A 950-nucleotide genomic window follows, 5' to 3' on the forward strand; every position below is an offset into this window, starting at 1 on the left:
TGAGGGTAAATCAGCGCACGCGTGAGGGTAAATCAGCGCACACTTGGTCAGGACAAAATGAAAGCACCCCCCTGGCTTGAACATATGGCGATGAAAACTAGACTTCAAGTAGTTGAACTTTTGGTATGGAGATGCCTATGCGTAAGACCTTAATCAGCCTCACCGGCCCCGCCTTCGTTGCTGCAGTGGCTTACGTCGACCCCGGCAACGTAGCCGCCAACATCAGCGCCGGCTCCCACTACGGCTACCTCCTGGTGTGGGTACTCGTCGTGGCCAACCTCATGGCCATGTTCATCCAGTACCACTCCGCCAAACTGGGCCTAGTCACCCACCGCTCCCTGCCGGAAATCATGGGCGAGCGTCTCTCCCGCCGCGCGCGCCTAGGCATGTGGGCCCAGGCCGAGCTCATCGCCGCGGCCACCGACCTCGCCGAAGTCATCGGCGGCGCCATTGCCCTGCAACTCCTCTTCAACCTCCCCCTGTTCGCGGGCGCGCTCATCATCGGCGCGGTCTCCATCATTCTCCTCATCTTCCAGAAGAAGAACCAGTGGTTCGAGGGGCTTGTCATCGGCCTGCTCCTGGTCATCTGCATCGGCTTCCTTGCCGGCCTCGCCATCGCCCCGCCCGACCCCGCCGACGTGGCCGGCGGCCTCATCCCCCGCCTAGAGGGCAAGGACAGCATCCTGCTGGCCGCCTCCATGTTGGGCGCCACCGTCATGCCGCACGCCATTTACCTACACTCCTCCCTGACCAAGCAGCGCTACCCCGACCTGGAAATCCCCCACGTGCTGGCCGGCACCCGCGCGGACATCGCCGTGGCGCTGTCCATCGCCGGGCTCGTCAACGTGGGCCTGCTGGTCCTGGCGGGCTCGGCCCTCTACGGCGTGGACGGCACAGAGACCATCTCCGGGGCCCACACGGCGATTGCCAGCCACCTCGGCCCGCTGGCC

At 64.5% G+C, this 950-nt stretch carries 1 protein-coding gene; it reads left to right on the forward strand.

What is annotated here, in order from left to right:
• Nucleotides 1-137 precede the first annotated feature (137 nt).
• Nucleotides 138-950: Nramp family divalent metal transporter (locus tag WMP96_RS11695; RefSeq protein WP_340433623.1), on the forward strand; the 813-nt coding region annotated here is incomplete at its 3' end.

It is taken from the genome of Corynebacterium sp. KPL4035 (genome assembly GCF_037908325.1).
GTDB classification, from domain to species: Bacteria; Actinomycetota; Actinomycetes; order Mycobacteriales; family Mycobacteriaceae; genus Corynebacterium; species Corynebacterium kefirresidentii.